This window comes from Rhizobium sp. BK212 (genome assembly GCF_014197475.1).
Classification (GTDB): domain Bacteria; phylum Pseudomonadota; class Alphaproteobacteria; order Rhizobiales; family Rhizobiaceae; genus Rhizobium; species Rhizobium anhuiense.
Window position 1 is genome coordinate 13,838 of the sequence record NZ_JACIFS010000009.1, and the last position, 21,841, is coordinate 35,678.

Here is a 21,841-nt window from a genome sequence, read left to right on the forward strand (position 1 = left end):
GCGAAAGGTGACGTTCATGCTTTTTGGTAAAACAATCCTGGTGACCGGCGTGGCTTCCGGCATCGGCGCCCGGACGGCCGAGCTGGCCGGCCAGATGGGGGCCGAGGTCATCGGCGTCGATGTGCGCGAACCGGCCGGTGGAAGTGCCGCCTTCATCAAGGGCGATCTGTCCACCCCATCAGGCGTTGCCGACATCGTCGCGCAGTTGCCGACGCGCCTCGACGCGCTCGCCAATGTCGCCGGCCTTTCCGGCAGCACCGGTATCGCCTCGACGCTCGCCGTCAATTTCTACGGCCTTCGCGCCCTGTCCGAAGCCGTGGCACCCCGCCTGCGCGAAGGCGGCGCCGTCGTCAACGTCGCCTCGATTGCCGGTTATGGCTGGCGCGCCAATCTCGAGCGGGCAAAGTCCTTGGCGGGTATCGAAGGCTTTCCGGACGTGGCGGCGGTTGTGGCCGAACACGGCCTCAAGGACGAGCAAGGCTACCCGCTCTCCAAGGAACTGCTGCTGCTCTGGACCATGCGCGCCGCCCATCAGCCGCTGTTCAAAAACCGCGGCATCCGGGTCAATGCGGTCAGCCCGGGGCCGGTGGAAACGCCGATCCTCAAGCAGTTCCGCGCCGTGCTCGGTGACGCCAGGGTCGACAGCGACATTACCCGCGTCGGCCGGGCCGGCACCTCAGCCGATATCGCCCCGGCCGTGCTCTTCCTCTGCTCGGATGGCGCGCGCTGGATCAACGGCGCCAACATTGCCGTCGACGGCGGCCTCGAAGCGTCCATCAACGCCGAAGTCCTCGGCTTCTAGTTCTTGTTCCCAGGAGATCTCCGATGAATATTTCCCTTCTCATAAACGGCGCCGACCGCGCAGCCTCCACCGGCCGGACCTATGACCGTCTCGATCCCTTCACCGAGAAGCTCGCAAGCCGCGCCGCAGCGGCGGACCTGGACGACGTTGCCGCGGCCGTCAATGCCGCCTCCGCTGCCTTCGGCGCCTGGTCGAAGACCGGCCCCGGCCAGCGCCGCGCCATCCTGATGAAGGCTGCCGATATCATGGATTCGAAAGTCGGCGAGTTTACCCGGCTGATGATCGAGGAGACCGGCGCAACCGCACCCTGGGCCGGTTTCAATGTCATGCTCGCCGCCAATATCCTGCGCGAGGCCGGCGCCATGACGACGCAAATCACCGGCGAAATCATCCCTTCCGACAAACCCGGCACGCTCGCCATGGGTGTTCGCCAGGCTGCCGGCGTCTGCCTGGCGATTGCCCCCTGGAACGCGCCCGTCATCCTCGCCACCCGCGCCATCGCCATGCCGATCGCCTGCGGCAACACTGTCGTCCTCAAGGCATCCGAACAATGCCCCGGCACGCATCGGCTGATTGCCACCGCGTTGACCGAAGCGGGCCTGCCCGCCGGCGTCATCAACGTCCTCACCAATGCGCCGGAGGATGCGCCTGAGATCGTCGCGGCGCTGATTGCCCATCCGGCCGTCAGGCGCGTGAACTTCACCGGCTCGACCAAGGTCGGCAAGATCATCGCCGAGACCTGCGGCAAGCATCTCAAGCCCGCCCTTCTCGAGCTCGGCGGCAAGGCGCCGCTCGTCATCCTCGACGACGCCGATATCGACGGTGCCGTCAATGCCGCCATTTTCGGCGCCTTCATGCATCAGGGCCAGATCTGCATGTCGACGGAGCGGATCATCGTCGACGAGACGATCGCCGATCAGTTCGTCGCCAAACTGGCCGCCCGCGCCAGCCAGCTGCCGGCCGGCGACCCGCGTGGCCACGTCGTGCTCGGCTCGCTGATCAGCCTCGACGCCGCGAAGAAAATGGAGGAGCTGATCGCCGATGCGACGGCCAAGGGTGCGAAGCTCGTGGCCGGCGGCAAGCGCTCCGGCACCGTGGTGGAGGCGACGCTGCTCGATCACGTCACCCCCAAGATGCGCGTCTATGCGGAAGAATCCTTCGGCCCGGTGAAGCCGATCATTCGTGTTGCCGGTGAAGAGGAAGCCATCCGCATCGCCAACGACACCGAGTATGGCCTGTCATCAGCCGTCTTCAGCCGTGACATCCAGCGGGCAATGGCGGTTGCGGCGCGCATCGAATCCGGCATCTGCCATATCAACGGCCCGACACTGCATGACGAGGCGCAGATGCCCTTCGGCGGCGTCAAGGGCAGCGGCTACGGCCGCTTCGGCGGCAAGGCGGCAATCGCCGAATTCACCGACCTGCGCTGGATCACGGTGGAAGATTCCGCCCAGCACTATCCTTTCTGAGGCTGAGAGGCATCGCCGGCAAAGTGATGGGGCGCCCGGTCGGAGACGGGGCGCTCTGTTGCAATTGCGGTGCAGTCAGGCCGCGAATGGTCGGCGCACCGGCGCCATGGAGCCCGTTCAGATCGAGAAGTCGTCCAGGGCGTCGGCAAGCTTCAGCCAGAGATCATGGGGAGGCGAGGGAATTGGCCGCGCATCTTCGTCGGGGACCCGAACTCCGAAAGCACCCCCCTTCGATCGGAAAGCGGTCAGCATCCGGCCGAATTTTGTCGCCTTATCCGTGAACCGTTCCGAGCCTTGCTCTCCCAGCACCGAGCGGATCGTGGCCACGGCCAGATTGAAGTTCTTCTGCAATTGCCCGAATGCGCCGCGGTGCTTGGCCCGCACGCTGACGCGCAGATCCCCTTGCGCAAAAGCGGCCATCGCATCGTTGAAATCGGACAGGTTGCCGTCGATCGACAAAATCAGCTCGTTGAGGATCACTGCCGAACGGCGCAGATCCGGATCCGCATAGTCGGCATTCATTCGCCGCCTGAGATCCCCGTTCATGGCAGCATTGGCCAATGCCGCGACTTCGGCGCAGAATCTGGCCTTCTGATCTGCGGGATCCGTGACCGCCGCACCGGTGTCGGGATCATCGGCTCGATCCTGATGCGCCATATTCCGTCCGGAGCTGTTGGTGGTCTCGACCATGCGCAGCGAGCCTTAACGCAACGCATCGCGGGCATCAGACCCGCGATGAATCGTAAGAACACAAATGCCGTGGACCATCTCGTATTCCCGTTTGCATGCCGAACAATTGCGCCGCTGCCGCTTGTGACCGAGCCGGTATCATCCGTTGACAGACAGCGATCCCATCCAAGGCGGCAACGTTTAAGAAAATCCTTCGGCGCCCCGCAGCCCTCCATTTTCACGCGCAGAACGGACAGAACGGCGTATTTTGACCATTGTCCGGCAGCTCCTCGAAATCTTCATCGTCGTCAGGGGCGTCGGTCATCGAGGTTTAGGCGGCAACCCTTTGAAATCGCGTTCCAACAACTCAGGTGGAATTTCGATTTCTGTCCAGCGATCACCGTCAAAAGTGTGCACGCCATGCTTCGAGTCGAAATAATACAGGACGTCATCGACAGCCTGGACTTTGAGCGGGTTCGGAATGTTGCGATTGATGCTCGGATCAAGGACGGGCTTCAAAGGTAACAACAGATGCCCGTCGAACCAATGCAAAGCGTAGTCTGAGGCTATCACCATCCGACCCTTGAATTTCGTGATCGAACGCAGTTTTTCATCATTACCCTTGAAGGAAATATCCTGAAATCCATGTTCGGCATTCCCGACCAAAATGACACCATTACCGCCGACCGCCCAGATCTTGTCGTTCGCTTCTATGAAAATATCGGAAAGGGTTTCTGGCTCCGGATAATGTTTTCCGGAACGCGGCTTGGCGACGATCCGCCACTCCTGGCCATCCCAGTGGTAGAGACGGCCCTCGTTTACCCGCGGCGCCCCTCGCTTGGCAGCATCTCTAATCGCGGATGCTTCTTCTATTCGTCCTTGTTCAATAAGCTCACGACGCCGAGCATTTTCTTCCTCGGTAAGCGCCCGTCGCGTACTGATAGGCGAATAGATCACGCTCATGTAAAGATCGCTCTCAGTCGAGCCATTCAGATCACCGAAGACAAGATAATCGTAGGTTTCAGGTGCTTGCGGCAGCTTTTCCTTGTGAAACCAGTTTATGCCGCTCTCGGTCAGACAATAAAGCTGCGAGTGATAGCCGGTTACCAACAAGACATCGCCAACTAGGGCGATGGAATTGACATATCCAAGGTCGGTCGCATCTTCGGAATAGACTCCAGCGCCTGCTATTTTTCGATGGGAGGAATCCTCCCCCATCGGCAGCGTATAAACATCACCTTCATCGCTGAGGGCATAGATGATCGGTCGTTCATCCGCCCCCATTTTGCCGGTAAGACCATCGATCTTTCGCGGCACATCGGAGCGGGACCATGGCTGCTCCAGCCCACCTTCGTGAACAAGGACGTAGGAATACATATTCTCATAATCCTTGCCGCTGAACACGACGCAGAACGTGTCTTTCGCCAGGGCAATGGCCCGATCAAGGCGGAGCGGATCGAATGGCTTCATGTTTCGTCACTTCAATAGGCGCCGACCGACCTTCAGGACATCACGCGTTGCCCGCCGGGGCGTCGAAGCAAATTATCGAACGCTACCGACGGGGATCGCTTGGGATACAATTTGCTGCTGCACTGCGACTTCGACCGCGAATGAATGGTAAATCTCGTCAGGTACGCGCGAGACAGCCTCGGAAATTTTCAGTTTTTGATAGCGGTCAGCCGTATTTCCCCCCGCAGTCCTATCTCGAAAATAGATCTCGCTCTGCGAGAGTTCCCCGAGATTTCGGCGGAGCTGCGGCATGAGGGCTTTACCGCTATCGTCATAAATCGCCTTGTATGAGTCCGAACTGGTTGCCGCCAACAATATGTTCCAGATGTTCTCCGGCGCAGACCTGGCTTCGAGAAACAGCTCAACCGCGTTTTGAGGCATGTCCACACCGGCCGCGCGATAGATCTCCTCCAGATCATGGGGTGGGGGATCGGTTCGGCCTCGGCTCGTCAAATCCATCAGCAGTGCGACATCGAGCGAAAATGTGAAATGCCGCCCTGCCCTATGCCACAGATTGACAGTTCCCAGGCTCGAATATCCGAAGGCGGCGAGGTCATCGGCATACAATTCCGGAACATTGGCCACGATCTGGCGAAAGAAGCTCTCGAAAAGAGCCGGAGTGCACAGCCAATAGTTCCTGTCTGCATAGTACCCCACGCCATGTTGGATCCAGAATTCTCTCAAGTCCTCCGGAACACGCCCGATGACACTTTCCGCGTCGGGCTGAGAAATTCGTCTTACCTCGTTGGGTTTACCTCGCGCCTGAAGAAATTCTGCTGCGGTCATTCGTATCCCAAACCGCGGTCAGAAGATGAGCCAATACTCTCCAGTTCGGCGGAATCTACTAGCCTCAGTCTCATCGGCTCTGTGGCCCGATCGTTCGGCGCGGTGTCACCGTACCAAGACCACGTTCTCCCCGAGCGGGCGGTGTATAGTCGTAATAGGTTGGCGGTTCCATGGAAGCCAGAAAGACCAGATGCTCGACCAATGGCATCTTCTGAAGATTCTTCAAAATCTTGCGGCCGCCTAAACTAACTGCAGGCGCAAAACCGTAGATTTGGCCCCATGCGAGAGGCCCCAGCGTTTCCAAAGCCTGAGGCATCATGTTTTTCTGATTTTCGTCCTCCCACGGCGGAGTAACCGGCGCAAATCGACCTGAGAAACATAGACCCAACATGACTTCATCAGTCCACCGGCGTTGGTATTCCTCGTTATATCCTCGATTGTCGACAGCCACCTCTCCCCTCGGCAGGTTTAACCTAATCATGGCATCGCCGTACCAGATATCGATCTCACCGAAGGCAGTATAGCCAAAGGCGTACATCTCTTTCGGATCAAGTTCCGGATCACCGCGAAAGACATAGTCCAGCACCGGCTTAGGCAAGGAGGGATTGCAGAGCCAGTATTGGCCGTCGGACCAACTGCACCAACCATGATCGGTCCAGAAACGGAGAAGAAAATCCGGCAGTTTTCCCCGATAGGCCTCCACATCAGCCGCGCTCGGACGAATGACATTGTCGATCTTGTAAGCCGAGAGAAATTCGTCGAACCACTTGATCTCAAAGATGTTGTAGTTTGATTTTTCAGCCACGTTTTCGGTCCCGAACGAGTTGACTGACAGACTTCGTCAAGCTCGTCAGCCGCGCGATTTGGTCAAGGCGGTCCTTTCCCGCCACCACCCTTGAACGGCCGCTGCGAAAGTTCCTTCGGAATGTCGTGTTGATTCCAACCCTGATCATCGAATGTGTAATAGCGAAGCCCGTAGTCGAACACGTAGAGCTTATCGTTTTGAACGAAGATCGCGCTCGGCTGCAGCACGAAGGGGGCAGAGCGCATCTTCACCTTGGGCGCGAATGGCTTTGCAAAATGGCCATCGAACCGGAACAGTTCGGTGCCGGTTGCAAGGATCATTTCGTTGCGCCAGCAGACGCCGTCCTTGAAATTCTTCTCGCGGTCGGCAATGGACGAAATGTCGGTAAAGCCGGCTTGAGGATTACCCTTCATCACCAAGCCGTCGGAACCGATGACATAGTCGGCTTCGTTTCCACCGCTCTCAATATCAGAAACATAGGAATAAGCGGGAAGAGACCGGGCGATACGATCCGGCAGTGCCTGCTGCTTCCAGGCTCCGGGCCGGCCGGTGAAAAGCGTTTTCAAACGCGGATAACTGTCCATTTCGGCATAAAGCTTCTTCTGAAGCTGAAATTCTTGTTCCTCGGACATATCCTCTCGATAAAGTGGATGGCCGGGATAGAGATTGAAATGCCGCGTGCTCGCTGCTTGCGTGGCAACAATGAAAATATCGCCATCGCGGTTAGTGCCGAGAATCGTCCAATCGGGAACCTTATAGGGATGTTTCGTCTCCAATGGAGGAGAGACATCTTGCCAGGATTTTTCCTTGCCAAGCCTCAGAAAACCTTCGCTGCCAGCGACCAGCCATTGATCCCCGACCGGCAGAATGGAACTGAACAAAATCTCGGGTGCGTCATCAGATTCGGCTTGTGTCCCGGGAATGACCGAATGCTCGGCGCCTTTCGGACTGATCACATAAATGTCGCCATTCAAGCTGAGCGTCACGTAAGACGGTTCACCTACGTCATCGGTCCGCGGCACGACCCTGACATCCCGCAATTCCCGCCGCACATCGAGGCGGGAGAATGTCTGCGCTTCGGCGTCGCGCGTCAGGATGATGGTATAGGGATCGTCCCAGCGCGGGCCGCCGATCAAAAGCGCAAAATATCGATCATCCGCCATGGTCGCGGCATAAAGCGTTGGCTCCCATGCTCCGTAAAACGTCTCGAAATCTTCGTCGTCAGTGGCGGAAATTTCCGCTTCGGCCTCGGAAATCCTCCTGGCCTCGTGGAGTTTGCCTCGCGCCTCAAAAAACTCCGTTGCGATCAGTCGTACCTCCTTCAAATCGCGATCAAGGACTTCTCCGCATCCCGGTGGCTGTACTGGCGTACGTCCGCCCATTAACAGCTATGGCTGCAAGGATACGATAGACGAGCCCTATCGTCTGGCAGGTAAGCCTTTGAACTCGCGTTGCAGAAGTGACGGCGGGATCTCGCACCAATCCCAGGATTGCCCGTCCCACCTGCAGACGCCATGCTTCCTGTCGAAATAAATCAGCGTGTTATCGAAAGATTGAATTTTCAGAGGTGCAGGAACATTTCGGTTTATAGCTGCGGAATTTAGTTTGGGTTTCACGATGCCGAGCTTATGGCCGTCAAATCGGCGAAGACCGTCGTCGGTAGCCGCAAGCAGCTCGGAACGATACCACGCGGCGCTGAACAACGTTTCCGTATCCCCGTGGAAGCCGACCTTCTCAAATCCTCCTTCGATGGTTCCCTCCAGGATCAGACCTGCCACGCCCAAAAGCCAAATACGATGTTCCGGGTCGCGATACAGCCCTCTGATCACGCAATCTTCAGGAACTAATAGTCTTGAGAAGACACCATCAAGATAATGATAGACGCGTTGCATGCGTGGCCTTGTGACGCGCTCGGACCGTTGCTCCTTCATCATCTTTAGAAACTGCTCCGGGCTGACATTTTCCCAACTTTTAGGATCGAGCTGCGCAGCGCTTGGTGCAGAATAAGGTCTCTGAACACTTTCGATGACAAGCGAACCGTCTAGGGAAACCGCCTTTCCGAAATGTTCGGCCTCATAACCGTCCTCTCGGGATTTGTTCGCAGAAAGCCGTTGCCACGTTCCAAAGCCCTCTCTGCGATAGAGTTGGCGGCTATCCCCGACGACATATTGGCTATGTCCATCTACGACCAGCGTATGGACTGCCCCAAAACCCTCAGCATCTTCGCTGAGAATCCCAGCCCCGGGGATCTTCGATCGCTCCGCATGTTCGTCCTTCAACACATAGACGTCGCCCTCGTTACTGAGCGCTACCGGTACATGGCCTTCCGTAGGATCGGCTTCCATATAGCTGATATCGACGATCTCGCGCCGAACATCCGTTCTGCTCCACGGCTGAGAAAATCGCCCGTCATAGGAAATGATCGCAGTAAATGGATCATCGTATTCAAGCTCGCCAAGACATATCGCAAAGCGGTCGACATCAAATGCCACAGCGGCTTGAATTGTTGCCTTCCAGTCACTGCCGTTCATCAATAATGCCCCCTTCTCAGTACTGTTTCGGCATCGCCGGACGGAAGTGGCCGTTCCCTCGTTCGCCCAGGAGCGGCAAATCCGGTTTTTGATGCGACTTGACCTGTTGCCATGGCTGTAGCTAGCGCTTTGCATTCTTCCGGCAAATCCGGAATATCCTCGATGACTTTGATACTTTCAGCTAAAATTGCCCCCATTGGCGCTGTCCCCGGTACAGGGCTTGCGAGTTCCGCAAACCGTTGTCGAAGTATTCCATGCAATCCTTCGCTATCGCTTCCGTGCTGCCGACTTAGCAAGCAAATCGACATCCCCTGGTTAAGCGTCGGCGCGTTGGGTATACGATTCTCCGTGGAATCATATTCCGATTTGGCAGGTCGCCGCCCTAACCGATAGGCCATATCAGGAACGATATGGTGAGCGTTGCCCCGACATATCGGCTCAATCTCCTCGTAGGGGCCAACAATGCATCGACGTTGTGAGCCTTCCTCGTCAACACGCGCACCCTGGGTCTGTGGTAGAGGTTGTGGTTGCTGCCTTTCCTCTGTCTCCTGTTGCCTCCGGCGTCGTGCGTTCTCTGCGCGCTCGGATCGGAACCACTCCTGAACGTCATCAACGTCGACGCCTTGCTCCTCAAGTTCGCGTGCCTTCCGGAAAAGCGCCCGTTCGAAATCATCTTGTGGCATTTCATCATACCACGGCATTGCCGTCGAGGTTGGCCACATACCCTCGATAAAAGCTCCGACTCCAGTCATTGCCCTACCAAATCGGCCGAGCCTTCCGACCCATTTGCCAACTTTGATGGATGGCCGGGGTGGAGGCCTATTCCACTGCGGAACATTCGGCCGGATGACCTGCCCCGGCGGTCGTGGCATCGGCGCAGGTCGGGCCGGTACAGGAACCGTTTGAGGCACCGTTGCAGGCGCCGCTTGCGCATATTGCGCGCCCATGATCAGCGGCTCGGGTGAGGCATCGCTGATGACACGGCCTTCGTCACTGCCATTCCAGCGTAGCGATCCAGGGACGGGATCGTCGTCTTCAGGCGACGCATAAGTTTGCGTCCCACGTACGAAGATCGCTTCACCCTGTGTGTTGCGGTTGTTCATCCAGAAACGGTCGAGATGCCGGATGACGTGCGAACCCTCGGCACGCACCTGGTCGGCATGACCGATCGGCTCACAAATATTTTCAACGGTGCCGGATTTGACCCCCTTTTTCGTTCCCGGCGCATCGCCATGAACGTGGGTCGTACAGGACCGAAGGACCATTGCCTTCTTGCCGGTGAAGCGGACAGATGGCGTGTAGTCTTTGTCGTGCCCGCAATAGTCGACGATGGGGTATGGGATGGGAACAACGGAAGAGCCGACTGGCGTCAGGCATACATCCGGCGACAGCGAGACGATCTTTGCCTCGTCAAGATCACGCAAACCTTCACGTGGTTGCTTCGTCGTCCAGGGCGTTGGATAGTCGGGCTCGCCGACGTAGTTATCGCGCGGGATGCTCATACCGCTGCTCCGTCGGGATGAGCATCAGCCACACCCGTGGGCAACAGATGCCTTGTTTTAAAGATCAGGATGCTCAATCCGCTCCCACTCATTCCCATCGAAGCGGAAAATATCCTTCTGACCGACAACCCAAAGAACATCACCGACAGCCCCCGCATAGAAAATGTATTCACCGCGCAGCTTAGGGAGAGCGGGGGAAAACCGGCGCAGATCGGACGTGCCGGGCGCGAGTTCGAACAGGCCGCCCGGGCGAACGCTCGACGGCAATATCAGCTTGCCTCGATAGGGCGTAATCATGTGAAAGAGATTGAGCTGTTGACGCAGATTGACTGGCGTGAACCCGCGTGCATAGCTGCCGTGCAGCAGCACGCCTTCCCGTCCGCAGATCCAGACGCTATCCGCGTGCTCAATGTGGATGCCCGTCAGCGCTGCTTCCTCAAGATAAACCTTCAGCTCATGCAGCTCCGAACCGTCCCAGAAATAGAGGACGGGCCGGGGTCCCTCTGATCCGCATAGATATATCGCATCCTCCGAAAAGCCTTTGATAGCGTTCAGAGAAATGTTTTTGGGCGCTTGCTTCTGAAAGTCCCTCAGCCAGGAAAGGTAGTCCGGATCATCTGTGCGAGGCCTTCCTTCTTTTTTCTTCTGATAGCTGGCCATGTCGAACAGCAATCTATCAGTCAGAAGGCTCCAACTGTCCCGACCGTGTCGCCGATAGATTTGCCCACCCTGTCCGCATGCATAAAGTTTGCCTCCGACCTGGGTAATTGCTGACATTCGTCCATGCCCTTTAGCGTCTGCCACCCAGGTTCCCGCGCCCGCGATCTTTTCGCGAAAGTTTCCTTTCCACCAAGCGTGATAAACATCCCCCTCAGAAGACATATAGGTGAGATAGTCGGTCGTAGCGTCGATTTCCGGATTGCTGAATAAGGTGATGTCCTGCATATGGAAATCGAAGTCGTCATAATACCATTGTTCTCCGATCCGGGCGTCGTGTTCGAAGCGAAAGATGCGGGATTCTGGAGCATAGACGTCAGATCCTGTCATGACGGCATTGATCACGACGGCATCATCGGAGCGGGCACAGGCGCGAGTGAATTCTATCATGCTGCTCGCACTCTTAAGGTCTTGCATTTGCACCTCTCTTGGCACCCGTCTGCAACGCATTGAGCGTGTCGCTGGGCAAAGGCGGATACTGTTTGGCTCGCAACAGTTGGTTGGGGTCTCTCCCGGCGAACTCGCCATTGACTGCAGCGATGATCTGCGCGGCACAATCCGGCCGAACGGACGTCATCGCGTCGATAGAGGCATCCTTAACATCATCCAAAGTTGCGGTGAACGGCGGATTGGAATTTCTACCGAGCGCCTCGATCGCCCCATCGGCCAGGTGAGAATCGTTATGTTCGGTTCCCTGCGTCCTTGCCTGCCCGACGACGCACATGCTCTGCCCTTGCCAGAAACCGGGCATATTCGGAATTCGTTTTTCACCGACGATCGCTTCCTTGCGGGTGCCATAGCGCAAGGTCCAATCAGGCACGATATGATGGGCCTGCATACCGATGCTCTTGCAGATCGGCTCCATCTTTTCGTAGGTGTCGATCCGGCATCTCCGCTTTTCACGCTCCTGCTCCACGCGGACGTTTTCCGGGACGGGCAGTGCTGCAGGCGCCCGGCGCTCACCGATGCGCTCTGCGTTTTTCCGCAACTGCTCGGCGCTGGGCCACGGCGCCTCGAGCAGGTCGGCGAGATCATCGGGATCCATCGTGCGAAAATCGAGCGGCACACCGGCCTTCAACGCCAGAATGTCATTGGCATTGAGGATGGTCGCATTCCCGGAAAACCATTCCCGCATATGCCAGGGCAAATTGCTGATTTCCTGCGCTTGCGTCGACGTAATAGGGACTTGCCCGCGCAAATGGTCCCCGATCGCCCGAGCCATGACACCATCCGGTCCGACATACCATCGTCCCGCCATGTCGCCGAGTTGGTAGCCGGCTTGCACAAGGCCGAGCAAACCGAGCACCCGGCCCGCTCCTGTCGGCAAAGGGCGTCCGAAGGTTCCGCGGCGTTGATAAACGTTGTCATTCGCGGCGGGAGGAAAAGGTCGGGTCGTTTGCGGCCGCTGTGGCTGCGGCAGCGGCTTGGGCTGGGTTGCCGGTTGCGCATTTCCTGCCGATTGCTGCGGCGCTACCTTGCGAAGAGCGCTCCCCGCATCCGCGTATTGAGCCCCCATTATCAGCGGTTCGGGTGACGCGTCGCTCACGACCTTGCCTTCGTCACTACCCTTCCAGCGCAGTGAGCCGGGAATGGGATCATCGTCTTCAGGCGGCGCGAATGTCTCGGTACCGCGCACAAAATTCGCCTCGCCCTGCGTATTGCGATTGTTCATCCAGAAGCGGTCGAGATGGCGGATGACATGAGATCCCTCGGCTCGAACCTGATCCGCATGCTCGATCGGCTCGCAGATGTCTTCTACCGCGCCTGACTTAACGCCCTTGCGATTGCCCGGAGCGTCGCCATGGACATGCGTGGTGCAGGAGCGCATGACCATGGCTTTCTTGCCAGTGAAGCGGACGGATGGCGTATAGCCCTTGTCGTGCCCACAATAGTCGACGATCGGGTATGGTATGGGAACGACCGAAGAACCTATCGGCGTCAGGCACACATCCGGCGACAGCGAAACGATCCGTGCCTCATCGATATCGCGGAGCCCTTCGCGCGGCTGCTTCGTCGTCCAGGGCGTGGGATAGTCGGGCTCGCCGACATAGTTGTCGCGCGGAATGCTCATGCCGCTGCTCCGTCGGGATGAGCATCATCCGCCGCTTTGATTTGAACCCGCGTCAACGTAAGCGATGTTTGGCCTGCCTCCTGAAGCGGAAAGCGCGTCCGCCAGGTCAGCATAACTCGACCATCGTTCCGCCAGTCGAAATGCACGCCGTCCAGCGAGAGCAGATACCACTCATCGCGCTCCTGGCCGACACATCGGACGCCCAGCGTGATCCCCGGCAGTCGCCCTGTGGCTTGGGCGAAGCTAGGGTGGAGATGATCCAGTTCGTAGTCTTCGTCCCCGCTCAGATAAGGGGCCGCAACGAGATCCGGATGAGCGCATTGCCAGAAGCGTGCATCGAAATCTTCCGGCAGAAGCGGGTGACGCTCGTTGAGCCAGACATCGTCATAGGTCCCGGCATGTTGCTGACGAGATCGCCACCAAGGCGACACCAAGCCCAGTCCCTGAGGCTCGGTGGGCTCGCGCCAGTTCAGCGTCTGTCCCAGCAACGTGATTTGCGGTGCCGCGACGGGCGCTTGATCCCAAGGCATGTCGAGATTGACGATGCCGCAGCCGAGCGGATTGCGCGCTTCGACATCGGCGGGCGTTTCGGTTTGCGGATCGCCCGTACCGGGAATTTGACCGCCATAAGCCTTGCTCCAGCAGATCGGCACCGAAGATGCCGGTTCTGCTTCGCTCAGATGCCAATCCGCCAGCACCCGCTTGGCTTCCCTTGCCGAAAAGCCGGCCCATTTTTCCTTGATGACGGGGCGCCAGAAGCGCGCGCCATGGACTTCAAGCCTTTTGGAGAGCTGTCCGACGCGCAGACCGACCTGCCATGACGATGCTGGAGTGCTGCCCGGCGCATAGGCATTGCCGAGGAAAGTGATGTCGGTGCCGACCTTCTCTGGTGTGAGATCGGTCTGACGCAGGAGAGGGCCGGCATGGGGATCACCTTCATAGGCGTCCTCCCATTGGAAGTCTTCCTGCTCGCGACGTAACCGCAATCTGTCGTTTTGAACATGTTCGAACGTGCCACGAACCGACACGACACAATCCAAGTCCCCATTCGCATCGAACTGCCGAAAGGCCATAGCCGGAAAGGGAAGCCGGTTGATCAGTTCCAAGCGAACCTCCTCAGTTCAGATCGATCGGCTTGCCGCGCATCTGGAAGTGTTCGGTGGCGACGAAGTTGAACGTCTTGCCGAGAATGATCACTTCGCCATTGGCTTTCATGATGAATTTGGAATCGCCACACTCGATGACGAATTCCTCGCCGACGGCGATCTTCTTGAATTTGCCGACGCTCTCCAGCGATGTCTGGCCGACATTGGTCACCTTGCTCACGCCGACCTGCTCGGCACGGGCAATGCCGATCGTGTCCGATTTGAACGAGCCGACAATCGTGTTCATGATGCCGGGCAGCGGAAAAAGGCTGGAGGCCGCGTCGCCGACACCCGTGCCGGAACCAGCCAGCGCCGTACCCGCATCCGCTCTCGGTGACGGCCCGGACACAACGCCCTCGCGGCTTCCCAGTCCGCCTGCACCAAGGAAACCCAGCGCTGAAGACGCCAGCGTGCCGGCAAAGGCCGCAAGCCCCGGCCCACCGCCGCCCGCAATTTGCCCGGCCTGGGCCAGCAATCCGGCCGTATGTCCGGAGAGACCGCTGACAGCCCCCATCAGCGCCATGGCCATCGGCCCGGTGCCGCCGACGACGGTGTTCATCGAGCCGCCGACCTCGTGCTTCTGGTTGCCGCCGACTTCGACCGTCCGGTTCGCGCCGATCGCCGAAACCTCGTGCCGGTCGATGCGTTTGGTGCGGTCGTTCAGCACCCGCGTCGTCTGGTCCTTCTGGGCGTGGAAGAACATGTTCTCCTGGCCGGCCTCGTCTTCGAAGGTCATCTCATTGAAACCGGTGCCCTTATGGGTGTTGGACCGCATGACCATGCGCGTCTTGTTGGCCGGCAAGTCGTAAGGAACCGAATTGGAAGGATTCGGCACCACGCCGGTGACCAGCGGCCGGTCGGGGTCGCCGTCGACGAAGGCGACCATCACCTCCATGCCGATGCGCGGGATGACTTGGGCGCCCCAGGTCCCGCCTCCCCAGACCTGGCTGACGCGCACCCAGCAGGTGTCGGAACCGTCTTTCTTGGCCTTGCGGTCCCAGGGGAACCACAGCTTGATGCGACCGTACTGGTCGGGATGGATCTCCTCGCCGGAGGGGCCGGCGACGATTGCCACTTGCGTGCCCTCTATCCGAGGCCGCTTGGTCTCGCGGTGCGGCGTCATCGCCACCCGTGACGGCACCGCCTCGAATGTGTTCGTGTATTCCGGCTCGTTGCTGTTCGTCTCGTAAGAGCGGTCGACGACGGTATGCACCGCCTTGACCACCACATGCTCCTCATAGGCATGGTCGGGATGGGCGACTTCATAGGGGGTGAAGCGGCGCCCCGCCTCCAGGATGCGGGATGTCGAGCCGCCGAAGACCCGGTCGTGATCGGCTTCGGAGGCCTGCATCCTCAGTTTTTCCGCCCGCTCCGCCTCGGCCACCGAGGAGATGCGCGCCGGATATTCGTAGAGCTCGCGCTTGGTCGCTTCCGGCATCTGCACCAGCGACGGCGTCATCGTGCTGGGCACCATGCGCGGCGTCTCGAAGTTCCAGTCGGCACCGGCCCGCTGCCCCGGCACATAGGAATAGCGCCGGCTCCACTCGGTGATATGGTTGCGGTCGGCCGAGCCCTGCGCCAGGCGGACCTGCCCCTCGCCCTGCGCCGAGGGCGACGGGCCGAGCCAAGACCGGGCGCTGTCGGCCACATGCAGCTTGTGTTTGCCGTCCTCATGGGAGAACCAGTAGAACAGTCCGTCCTCCTCGAAACGGCGGGTGAGGAAGGCAAGGTCGGTTTCGTTCCACTGCACCGAATAATGCTGCGGCGGTGGTGGCGTGATCACGCCTGACGTATCGGGCGCCGGGATGCCGTGCTCGGAAAACAGCGTTTCGACGATATCGACCGAGGTCTTGTCCATCCAGATGCGGCAGTCGGAACGGCGCGACAGCAGCCACATCTGCGGGCGCAGCACCATGGAATAGGATCTGAGGCCGCGGGTGATCGGCGGCCCCTCGTTGAGTTCGGTCACCAGCCCGTTGAACGGCCGGCGCACGCCGCCGCTATCCTCGCCCTGCTGCACCTCGACGGAGACATCCATCAGCCGGCCGATCAACTCCTCCGGCTTGACGGATGGCTTCTTGGCGCGCGCCGACAGCTTGATCTCGAAGAGCGAAGAAATGCCTTCCTCGATCGTCACCCGCTCCGGCAGAAGCTGGTCCTCACCGAGCGGCGAGACGATCTTCAGAATACGGTTCGCCTGGATGAAATCGGCGGCGAGGGATTGCAAATCGTCCATAACATCACGTTCCGTCTTGGGAGCCGAATTACTGCTGCTGTTGCGGCCGAGGATGGGTTTTGAGGTAATCCGCCAGTGCTTGGAAATACTGCCCCAGCATTTCGGTATTGGCCTGATCGGAGACCTGCTTATAACTTTCGATGAGCGCGTCGCGCTTGGCCTTTCCACCCGGGCTCTCATAGAAATCCGTCAGCACCGACAGATCTTCCGGAGACAGGGTGGCGAGCACGAAGGTAAGCCGCGCCTTTTCATTCGCCCGTGCCATGTCCTTGGGAAGCGGCTTCTCGTTCTCGCTTTTCGAACGCAGCGACGAGATCACGCTCTTCATCTCGGATTGCAGCTTGTCCTGCGGAGCGGACGCCAGTGTCCCGGCATCGGAGCTGGAGAGGGTCTCCAGGGACAGATACATGAGCTGGGCGGTGAAAGCCGTTTCCACGGCAAGATCCGGGCCGGCCATTAGATCGGCAAGCCGGTTGATACGCGGCCCGTTGACCGGGTCGGCAAGACGCGTTTCGATATCCTTCGCCGCGGTCTGGTCCTGCGCTTCATACATGCGCGCGACCTTCGCCTGCCCCTCTTCCAAAGCCGCTGCCGCTCTGGCGAAGGCTTTCGGATCGACGCCATCGTCGCCGGCCTCACCGACGGCTTTCGATATTTCGGCCAGCATGCTGTCGGCCTTGAAGGAAGACCGCGCCGCCGTTTCAAGCAGCGGCTGCGCATCCGAAGTCGCCGAAATGCCCCGATCGGCCGCAGCCTTGGCGACATTGTCGACAGCGGCGGTCGTGCCGGAAAGGCGCGACGCCACCTCTTCGATCTGAAGCAGGGACTGATCGGTGGTATCAGAGGCACCGACCATGCCGGACGCACTTGCGGCCATGGCGCAGACGAGAGCGGCCGCAACCAGCGGCCAGCGCATGCGCCCCATCAATCCGTGCGGCTTCAGGAGATCCGTCAACAGCATCGACACCCCTCAGATCATCCTGACGTCGGTGAGCTGCTTGGGCCGCGCGTCGGTGGAAAGTCGGTTGATGATCTGCTCCGCCTTCGCCAGTTGGGCGCGGCCTGTGGGGTCTATCAGAAGCTTTTCGGCAAAATTCTGCTCGGGATAGAAGGATGAATTGCCGGTAAGACGGCTGAGCGTGTTGATGCGATCCCGTACGACCGATCCGATATTGTCGTATTCGACACGCTGACCGGGTTCGAAAGGCTGGAGCGGCCGGCCGATAAAGCGGGGCGAAGTGGCCTTCGGATAATCCGATGCCGAGGGCATCTGCGGAATGGCGTTCTTGCTGTATTCGATATCCCGGCCCATGCCACCGACAGTGCCGCCGGTGGCCGGCACATAGGTCACCAGGTTGTCGGAATCCAGAACCGCGCTCATGTAGAACAAGAGCTCCATCTTCTGGGACAGCCGGTTTTCGTCGACGCGCCGGCTCTCCGGCGGATTGCAGAACGGCGTCTTGCCGACCAGATCGGCAAGCCTGGATTTATTGGCCTCGCTGATCGAATTGTCCTGCTGCACGCCCCTGACCAAATCATGCACGCAGATGTGGTTGGTGTCGATGAAATCGGCGATCCGCGTCATGAAATTGAGGGCGGTCGGCGCGGAAGCGATCGGCGCGCTGCTCGTCAGCTTTTCCGCAGCGCTGGTCACCTGCTTGTTGGCGAGCTTCTTGGCCTCGTCGAGCACGCCGCCGAGCGCAAACATCACCGGCTTGCTGTTGGCCGCGGCATGCATCAGGTCGAAGGTGCGGTTGAGATTGTTGTTGCAGATCACCCGAAGCGCCGTGCGCCCCGCCAGCACACGCACCGAGGTCGTGGCAAAGGCGGCCATCATGATGCTGCCCGTCAGGACCGAAGCGGAAAACACGAAGAGCTCGGCCAGCATCCGGTCGCGGGCTTCCTGGGCTTTCGTGGTCTTCTGGTAATTGTCGACGGCGAGATCGTAAGCCCGCACATAGGGATTGGCGACATTCGTCTCCCATTGGGATTTGTATTTGGGCAAATCTACAAGAATATCGTTCAAACGCTCAGTTGCAGCCGACACGATCATCTCCATTGTCTAAAGCGCAAGGATGTTTCTCAACTCATCTGCGAAAACAGCCTGTTTCAGCGCCCTTCCCTGTGATGGAAAAGGCGCTCGAAACGTCGGCTGCAGTGCCAGCAGCAAGGCTGGCACTGCCGATGTTGAGAAGCCTCAGGCGGCCTTGGTGGTCGCGAGATCGTAAGAGGCGATCATCGGCGACTGCGGCGAGTGCTTGTCGTCGTAAGGCGTGTACTTCACTTCCATCTTGGTGAAGTTCAGCTTGATCGTCTCGACCGGGCGGTCACCGTTGGAATCGATCGAGTAGCTGGCGATCAGCGTGTTCTCGAGGGAATACTCGATGTAGGTGTCGCCGGGGTTGCCCGTGGTGACGAGATGGATGACGGAGCGCTTGCCGGTGCGGCCCGAGCAGGCCTCCTGGAAGAGCTTGGTCGACGAGGAGTCGCTGACCTTGGTGAGGATCACTTCCGAAACGGTCGGCTCGGAAGCTTCGCGGTTTGCCGCCGAACCGGCGGAGGTGTTCATGTTGCGGGCGACGTTCCAGTGAATGGCTTCGATGTCCATCCACTTGCGATGCTGCTCGTGGGTCGCATCCCCCTGGATACCGTCGATCTGAAGATAAATCGGCATGCTGTCAGCTCTCCTATTGGCGGTTGAGTGCCTAGTTGCGTCTAAGGCGTAGTTGCCTTTCTTCTCGCTGCTCCCCGAGTGCGCTTGCGGCTCGGGGCTACTTCATCCGACAACCGGTTTTCCCCCGGCGTGTCGAATTCCTGCGGGGCGGCCTCTTCGGCATCGAGGCCGAAACGGTGGCCGTCGTAACCGATGGTGACCCCGTGAATTTTCTTCCCCTGGCCAACGGCATCGAGGAAAAATGTCGAAAGATCAGGCAAGAGGTCGCGGGCAATCATGACCTCGATCGCGCGGGCGCCCACCTCGCTGGCGCGGGCGCGCGAAATCAGCGCGTCGCGGGCTCCCGGCGAGAGTGAAAGCCTGGTCCCGTAGGTGGCCTCGACCCGCTCGCGGATGCGGCCGATCTGGATATCGACGATGCCCGAGAGGGTCTGGTTGCCGAGCGGCATGAAGGGCAGCACGGTCGTGCGGCCCAGGAAGGCCGGCTTGAAATGCTTCTGCAATTCCGGCGTCAGCAGCGCTTCGAGCGCGTCTGCCTCGGGCATCGTGTCGGGGTCGGCGGCCAGTGCGGCGATCATCTCCGAACCGGTATTCGCCGTCATGACGATGGTGGTGTTCTTGAAGTCGATGTCCCGGCCTTCGCCGTCGCGCAGCGTTCCCTTGTCGAACACCTGGTAGAAGATTTCCTGAACGCCCGGATGCGCCTTGTCGATCTCGTCGAGCAGCAGCACCCCATAGGGCCTGCGCCTCACCGCCTCGGTGAGCACGCCGCCTTCGCCGTAACCGACATAACCGGGCGGCGAGCCGAGGAGCATGGAAATCTTATGCTCCTCCTTGAATTCGGACATGTTGATGGTCGTGAGGTACCGGCTGCCGCCATACAGCATGTCGGCGAGCGAAAGCGCGGTTTCGGTCTTGCCGGTGCCGGACATGCCGACCAGCAGGAAGACGGCCGGCGGCCGGCGCGGATCGGAAAGCCCGGCGCGGGCCGCCCGCATCGCCGATGCGATGCGCTCGATCGCCGCGTCCTGGCCAAGCACGCGCTCCTTCAGGCGGGCATCGAGAGTCTTGACGGTCTCGATCTGGTCCGACAGCAGCTTGCCGACCGGAATGCCGGTCCAGCGAGCGACCACGGCGGCAACGATTTCCTTGTCGACGACGCGCGGCAGCAGCGGCGTTTGATCCACGACTGCCGCCAGGCTGCGTTCCGTGACGGCAAGTGCGGCGCGTGCGCTTTCCGCGGTCATGGCTTGCGATCGGAAAGGCGCCACATTTGTGCCGTCGCCCGTCTTGTCGGCCGGCGCCAGCGGGACGACGGCGTCGTCGGGCGAGAAGAACTCCTCCAGCCGGTCAGCCTCCCGGACGAGCCGGTTTTCTTCGTCGAATTTCGACTGGAGCGTCTCGATCTCCAGAACGATCTGCTTCTGCTTGCCGGCGATCTCCTCAAGCCGGGCGCGCTTTTCCGGTGTCTCCGGTTCGCGTGCGAGCCAGTTCGCCTCGGTTTCCAGAAGATCGCGCTCGTCGGCGAGCAACTTCAGCGCCTCCGGCGTCGTCTGGCGCGCCAGCGCCACCGCAGCAGCGGCCGTGTCGATCAGGCTGATCGCCTTGTCGGGAAGCTGCCGGTCCGGCAGATATCGCGCCGAAAGCCGGACGGCGGCGATGATCGCCTCGTCGCGGATGCGGACCTTGTGATGGGTTTTCAGGCCTTCCGCCACGCCGCGCAGCATGCGGATTGCAGCTTCTTCGTCCGGCTCGCGGACATGCACGGTCTGGAAGCGGCGGGTGAGTGCGGCATCCTTTTCGATGAAGCGCTTGTATTCGCCCCAGGTCGTCGCCGCGATCGTCCGCAGTTCTCCCCGCGCCAAAGCGGGCTTCAGGATATTGGCGGCATCACCCTGTCCCGCCTGCCCGCCGGCGCCGATCAGCCCATGCGCCTCGTCTATGAACAGGATGATCGGCTCGGGCGAGGTCTTCACCGCATCGACCACGCCATGCAGCCGCCGTTCGAACTCGCCTTTGACACCGGCGCCCGCCTGCAGCAGGCTCAGGTCCAGCAACAGCAGCTTCACCTCCTTCAACCGCGCCGGCACGTTGCCGGCGGCGATCTCCAGGGCAAGCGCTTCGGCCACCGCGGTCTTGCCGACGCCCGCCTCGCCGACCAGGATCGGATTGTTCTGGCGCCGGCGCATCAGGATATCGATCAACTGCCGCAATTCGCCGTCACGGCCGATGACCGGATCGATCCGGCCGGCGCGGGCGTCAGCCGTCATGTCGTGGGTGTAGAGCCGCAGGAATTCATTGTCCCCATTGAGGTTCGGAGACGCGGTGGCGGGCATAGAAAGTTGCTCGGACGGACCGGACGACGTTTTCTCCAGCAAGCTGTCGAGCGTCGCCCTGTCGAGATTGCGCATCGATGGGGCAATGCCCCGCATGACGGCCCGCAATGCCGAATCATTGATCAGCGCGGCCAGCAGATCGGCCAGCAGCACGACATTCCGCCCGCATTGCAGCGATGCAACCAGAAAGGATTCCCTCCCAAGGGCAAGCAGGTTCGGAGAGAGCGCGAGCGAGGCGCCATCCTCCCGCGGCATGTCGGCGATCGCCGCGTCGAGCTCTGTCCTCAGCATTTCGGAGGAGAGCTTGAGCTCTTCGAAAACGGCAGAAAATCCTGCGATATCAAGAAGGGAACGAAGCCAGTGGGCGATATCGACGACGGCGTGCTGATGCCGCACGGCAAGCGAAGCCGCTGTCTCAAGACCGACACGTAAATTGGGCTCAAGCGTTCTTATCAGACGATTGAGATCGATATGGGACATCCACCAGTCCTGTGTTTACGTCGAAATTCAGTATGCTCTCCTAACGCGAAGAAACAACTAGGGCGCTCATAAACCCTTGTCCAGAAGAAAAACGACTCTATTTTGAAAA

Annotated in this window: 17 protein-coding genes; 2 read left to right on the top strand and 15 right to left on the bottom strand. The window is 59.7% G+C overall.

Going from position 1 to position 21,841, the window contains the following annotated elements; translation table 11 throughout:
• Positions 1-16 precede the first annotated feature (16 nt).
• Positions 17-802: a coniferyl-alcohol dehydrogenase gene (locus tag FHT79_RS24655; RefSeq protein WP_183904323.1), complete on the top strand. Its 786-nt coding sequence runs from the start codon at positions 17-19 to the stop codon at positions 800-802.
• Between the two features lie 23 nt (positions 803-825).
• Positions 826-2,271: an aldehyde dehydrogenase gene (locus FHT79_RS24660; RefSeq protein ID WP_183904324.1), complete on the top strand. Its 1,446-nt coding sequence runs from the start codon at positions 826-828 to the stop codon at positions 2,269-2,271.
• Between the two features lie 117 nt (positions 2,272-2,388).
• Here the strand turns inward: FHT79_RS24660 and FHT79_RS24665 are convergent, their stop codons facing one another.
• The 15 genes from FHT79_RS24665 to tssH all read right to left on the bottom strand — a co-directional run bounded on the left by FHT79_RS24665 (position 2,389) and on the right by tssH (position 21,732).
• Entirely contained in the window at positions 2,389-2,961 is a 573-nt protein-coding gene (locus tag FHT79_RS24665; RefSeq protein WP_183904325.1) for a methyl-accepting chemotaxis protein, read from the bottom strand.
• Positions 2,962-3,261: 300 nt separating this feature from the next.
• Entirely contained in the window at positions 3,262-4,410 is a 1,149-nt protein-coding gene (locus FHT79_RS31950; RefSeq protein ID WP_210304834.1) for a hypothetical protein, read from the bottom strand.
• Between the two features lie 72 nt (positions 4,411-4,482).
• Complete coding sequence (locus FHT79_RS24675; RefSeq protein ID WP_183904326.1) at positions 4,483-5,235, bottom strand: GAD-like domain-containing protein; 753 nt, start codon at positions 5,233-5,235, stop codon at positions 4,483-4,485.
• A gap of 70 nt (positions 5,236-5,305) precedes the next feature.
• Complete coding sequence (locus tag FHT79_RS24680) at positions 5,306-6,040, bottom strand: GAD-like domain-containing protein (RefSeq protein WP_183904327.1); 735 nt, start codon at positions 6,038-6,040, stop codon at positions 5,306-5,308.
• A 62-nt stretch (positions 6,041-6,102) separates the two neighbouring features.
• The gene (locus FHT79_RS24685; protein ID WP_246714050.1) at positions 6,103-7,365 is read right to left on the bottom strand and encodes a hypothetical protein; all 1,263 of its coding nucleotides are present in this window, start codon (positions 7,363-7,365) and stop codon (positions 6,103-6,105) included.
• A gap of 93 nt (positions 7,366-7,458) precedes the next feature.
• Complete coding sequence (locus tag FHT79_RS24690) at positions 7,459-8,571, bottom strand: hypothetical protein (RefSeq protein ID WP_097543403.1); 1,113 nt, start codon at positions 8,569-8,571, stop codon at positions 7,459-7,461.
• Positions 8,571-10,073, bottom strand: coding sequence for a DUF4150 domain-containing protein (locus FHT79_RS24695; RefSeq protein WP_183904328.1), 1,503 nt, complete (start codon positions 10,071-10,073; stop codon positions 8,571-8,573). The genes FHT79_RS24690 and FHT79_RS24695 overlap by 1 nt, the downstream gene beginning before the upstream one ends.
• A 57-nt stretch (positions 10,074-10,130) precedes the next feature.
• Complete coding sequence (locus tag FHT79_RS24700; protein WP_210304835.1) at positions 10,131-11,207, bottom strand: hypothetical protein; 1,077 nt, start codon at positions 11,205-11,207, stop codon at positions 10,131-10,133.
• Entirely contained in the window at positions 11,194-12,861 is a 1,668-nt protein-coding gene (locus tag FHT79_RS24705) for a DUF4150 domain-containing protein (protein WP_183904330.1), read from the bottom strand. The genes FHT79_RS24700 and FHT79_RS24705 overlap by 14 nt, the downstream gene beginning before the upstream one ends.
• Complete coding sequence (locus FHT79_RS24710; RefSeq protein WP_132574931.1) at positions 12,858-13,967, bottom strand: DUF2169 domain-containing protein; 1,110 nt, start codon at positions 13,965-13,967, stop codon at positions 12,858-12,860. The genes FHT79_RS24705 and FHT79_RS24710 overlap by 4 nt, the downstream gene beginning before the upstream one ends.
• 10 nt (positions 13,968-13,977) lie before the next feature.
• The gene (gene tssI / locus FHT79_RS24715) at positions 13,978-16,242 is read right to left on the bottom strand and encodes a type VI secretion system tip protein TssI/VgrG (RefSeq protein ID WP_183904331.1); all 2,265 of its coding nucleotides are present in this window, start codon (positions 16,240-16,242) and stop codon (positions 13,978-13,980) included.
• A gap of 28 nt (positions 16,243-16,270) precedes the next feature.
• A complete protein-coding gene (locus tag FHT79_RS24720) occupies positions 16,271-17,203 on the bottom strand; it encodes a hypothetical protein (RefSeq protein ID WP_246714051.1) in 933 nt (310 codons plus the stop codon).
• 9 nt (positions 17,204-17,212) lie between these two features.
• A complete protein-coding gene (locus tag FHT79_RS24725; RefSeq protein ID WP_183904332.1) occupies positions 17,213-18,289 on the bottom strand; it encodes a hypothetical protein in 1,077 nt (358 codons plus the stop codon).
• Between the two features lie 150 nt (positions 18,290-18,439).
• Complete coding sequence (locus tag FHT79_RS24730) at positions 18,440-18,916, bottom strand: type VI secretion system tube protein Hcp (RefSeq protein ID WP_003575677.1); 477 nt, start codon at positions 18,914-18,916, stop codon at positions 18,440-18,442.
• 41 nt (positions 18,917-18,957) lie between these two features.
• On the bottom strand, positions 18,958-21,732 hold the full coding sequence (gene tssH, locus FHT79_RS24735; RefSeq protein WP_183904333.1) for a type VI secretion system ATPase TssH: 2,775 nt from the start codon (positions 21,730-21,732) through the stop codon (positions 18,958-18,960).
• Between the last annotated feature and the right edge of the window lie 109 nt (positions 21,733-21,841).

What these genes read in the sequence shown, in the direction of transcription:
- FHT79_RS31950 (WP_210304834.1), bottom strand. Translation starts at nt 4,410, where the DNA reads ATGAAGCCATTCGATCCGCTCCGCCTTGATCGGGCCATTGCCCTGGCG.
- FHT79_RS24700 (WP_210304835.1), bottom strand. Translation starts at nt 11,207, where the DNA reads ATGCAAGACCTTAAGAGTGCGAGCAGCATGATAGAATTCACTCGCGCC.
- FHT79_RS24720 (WP_246714051.1), bottom strand. Translation starts at nt 17,203, where the DNA reads ATGCTGTTGACGGATCTCCTGAAGCCGCACGGATTGATGGGGCGCATG.
- FHT79_RS24730 (WP_003575677.1), bottom strand. Translation starts at nt 18,916, where the DNA reads ATGCCGATTTATCTTCAGATCGACGGTATCCAGGGGGATGCGACCCAC.
- FHT79_RS24695 (WP_183904328.1), bottom strand. Translation starts at nt 10,073, where the DNA reads ATGAGCATCCCGCGCGATAACTACGTCGGCGAGCCCGACTATCCAACG.
- FHT79_RS24660 (WP_183904324.1), top strand. Translation starts at nt 826, where the DNA reads ATGAATATTTCCCTTCTCATAAACGGCGCCGACCGCGCAGCCTCCACC.
- FHT79_RS24655 (WP_183904323.1), top strand. Translation starts at nt 17, where the DNA reads ATGCTTTTTGGTAAAACAATCCTGGTGACCGGCGTGGCTTCCGGCATC.
- FHT79_RS24665 (WP_183904325.1), bottom strand. Translation starts at nt 2,961, where the DNA reads ATGGTCGAGACCACCAACAGCTCCGGACGGAATATGGCGCATCAGGAT.
- tssH (WP_183904333.1), bottom strand. Translation starts at nt 21,732, where the DNA reads ATGTCCCATATCGATCTCAATCGTCTGATAAGAACGCTTGAGCCCAAT.
- tssI (WP_183904331.1), bottom strand. Translation starts at nt 16,242, where the DNA reads ATGGACGATTTGCAATCCCTCGCCGCCGATTTCATCCAGGCGAACCGT.
- FHT79_RS24705 (WP_183904330.1), bottom strand. Translation starts at nt 12,861, where the DNA reads ATGAGCATTCCGCGCGACAACTATGTCGGCGAGCCCGACTATCCCACG.
- FHT79_RS24690 (WP_097543403.1), bottom strand. Translation starts at nt 8,571, where the DNA reads ATGAACGGCAGTGACTGGAAGGCAACAATTCAAGCCGCTGTGGCATTT.
- FHT79_RS24675 (WP_183904326.1), bottom strand. Translation starts at nt 5,235, where the DNA reads ATGACCGCAGCAGAATTTCTTCAGGCGCGAGGTAAACCCAACGAGGTA.